Origin of the sequence: Pseudomonas fluorescens, from assembly GCF_902497745.1 — a bacterium.
GTDB lineage: Bacteria > Pseudomonadota > Gammaproteobacteria > Pseudomonadales > Pseudomonadaceae > Aquipseudomonas > Aquipseudomonas fluorescens_BM.
Genome location: NZ_CABVHJ010000047.1, coordinates 1 through 2,500, shown reverse-complemented (window position 1 = coordinate 2,500; position 2,500 = coordinate 1). Strand labels below are relative to the sequence as shown.

1 protein-coding gene, 1 rRNA gene and 1 pseudogene (1 of these 3 cut by a window edge) are annotated in these 2,500 nt (G+C 54.9%); 1 reads left to right on the top strand and 2 read right to left on the bottom strand.

The features are described 5' to 3' along the window. Positions 1 to 122, bottom strand: a 16S ribosomal RNA gene (locus tag F8N44_RS31005); it reaches 1,415 nt to the left of the window's first position. A gap of 869 nt (positions 123 to 991) precedes the next feature. Here F8N44_RS31005 and F8N44_RS30995 point away from each other — a divergent pair. Next, positions 992 to 2,203, top strand: coding sequence for a site-specific integrase (locus F8N44_RS30995; RefSeq protein WP_150652968.1), 1,212 nt, complete (start codon positions 992 to 994; stop codon positions 2,201 to 2,203). Here F8N44_RS30995 and F8N44_RS31530 read toward each other — a convergent pair. After that, positions 2,200 to 2,500, bottom strand: a pseudogene (locus tag F8N44_RS31530) (hypothetical protein); the annotation flags it as partial. The gene F8N44_RS30995 and the pseudogene F8N44_RS31530 sit on opposite strands and share 4 nt — an antisense overlap.

Genomic DNA, 2,500 nt, shown 5'->3' with positions numbered 1-2,500 from the left:
CCTAGGCATTACTCACCCGTCCGCCGCTGAATCCAGGAGCAAGCTCCTCTCATCCGCTCGACTTGCATGTGTTAGGCCTGCCGCCAGCGTTCAATCTGAGCCATGATCAAACTCTTCAGTTCAAACATCTTTGGGTTTTTAAGAAACCCTAAACTTGGCTCAGCAATCGTTGGTTACATCTTTGATTTCTCGCGGAGTAACTTGTGATGCTGATAATCTTGTTGACTATCAGTCTGACTCCACAAGCACCCACACGAATTGCTTGATTCAGTTGTTAAAGAGCGGTTGGTTAAGATCTTTCGTCTCAACCGAGGCGCGCATTCTACAGCAGCCTCATTTGCTGTCAAGTGATTATTTTCAGAAGCTTTCGAAGAATTCTTCAACAACTTCAACCACTTGCGCTTCCGATCTCTCGTCAGCGGGAGGCGAATTCTACAGCGTTACACGCTGCTGTCAACACCTCTTTTTCAACTTCCTTTCTGGCTTCGATGAACTGAAGCAACCTGCTGCCGAAACCTGCATAACTCATTGAATCTCAAGGAGTTTTCCGTTTCGACTGCGCCGGAAGTGGGGCGAATTATAGACATCTCAAATCTGCCGTCAACCGTTAATTTCGGTTTTCTATCGAAAACACTCGAAAGCCCTTCTGTCTATATAGAAGGCGCGACCGCATTGAGGAAAACCACCTATCAGGTAGCCGAAAACCCTATAGATGAGATCGACCCATCCACACAACGGATTATCAGGCAGCACAAAACGATCGCGTTATAGAGCAGCGGGAGACCGGTGAAACCTGGTAACAGAGGGAGTGCAAACAATAGATGGTGTCCCAGGGCAGGTTCGAACTGCCAACCTTCCCCTTAGGAGGGATAATTCTGCACCCAGCCCGCTCGGACAACGCCCACTAATTATGGGTTATGCGTCCGGTTGCGTCCGTGAAAACGGCCCCGTATAGTTCTTTTTGCACCCACTCTGCACCCATGAGAACAAAGTGAAAGAGAAGATTACGGCCAAGCTGCTTGCCGGCCTGCAAGTCACCGGCCGGGAGTATGAGGTCCACGATACCATCATCACCGGGCTATTCGTGCGAGTGACGGCTGCGGGAGCGAAGTCCTATGTGGTGACGTGGGCGCGCGGCCGCAAAAAGACTTTGGGCCGAGTAGGCATCCTCACGCTAGACCAAGCTCGCCAGGAGGCAACACAGTACCTCGCCGACGCGAGGAAGCACGGCGAGCCGCTGGCCGTCACCCAAGGAAGGAAGGGCTCCGCCCTGCCCTCCCTGCGTCAGTTCATCGACGACACCTATATGCCCTGGTTCAAGACGCACCACAAAGGGCATGAGAAAACACTGCATACGCTCGACAACAACTTCGAGGCCATCATGGCTCAACGTCTTGACGCAATCACCGGCCGTGACCTGGACCAGATCCGCACCGGATGGATGAAGTCGGGCAACAAGCCGTCGACGGTCAACCGCAAAATGGGCTCGATCAGCGGTCTATTCAGTAGAGCAGTTGAATGGGAGTACATCGGCGCCCATCCGATGGACAAGCTCAGAGCCCTCAAGGTCGACACAATGGGTCTGGTCCGCTATCTGGGTGCCGACGAGACCAAGCGCCTACGCGAAGCGCTGGACGCGCGCCAAGACGAAGCGCGGGCCGAGCGCGAGACTGCGAATAAGTGGCGGGCCGACCGCGGCAAAGAATTGATGCCTAGCCTTCTCGAGTTGCCCTTCACCGATCACCTGAAGCCCATGGTGCTAGTGTCTTTGAATACCGGAATGAGGCGCGGTGAGTTGTTCGACCTTAAATGGTCGGCGGTGAGCTTTCAAACAAAGACGATCACCGCCGCCGGCGCCACCACCAAAACAAGCGACACACGGCATATCCCGATGAACAAGGAAACCTTCGGCGTGCTGGAGGATTGGAAAAAGCAGGCCGGGAAGTCTCAGTACGTTTTCCCGAGCCAGGCCGGCGGCCGCCTGGAGGACGTTAAAAGCGCCTGGCTCAATCTGCTGGAGCGCGCCAACATTGAGGGCTTCCGCTGGCACGATATGCGTCACGACTTCGCGTCACGCCTGGTGATGGCCGGCGTACCGCTCAACACGATCCGGGATCTGCTGGGGCACGCCGATATCAAGATGACCCTGCGCTATGCCCACCTTGCCCCTGACAGCAAGGCGGCGGCAGTGGAACTGATTTAGTAGGGAGGCACGAAAGGCACAACCGTCCGGCTTTCGCGATTATCCACGACGTGCTCCGCCAGATCGCTCCAGAACATCCTAAGCATCGCCTTATCAAGGCGACCGACGCCATCAACCTCCCAATCCGTTAATACGGTCGATGTCGGCTTTTCTCGAAATGCCACGGACGCCTTTATCGTTTCCCAAAGTCGCTGCTCCTCATAAGTCAGGAGCGATGGCAGGCGGAAGCACATATTGATGAACAGCTCGCTTTCGTCGGTAGACCAGATCTCAGAAAAAACCGCCCCCAATGCGGCG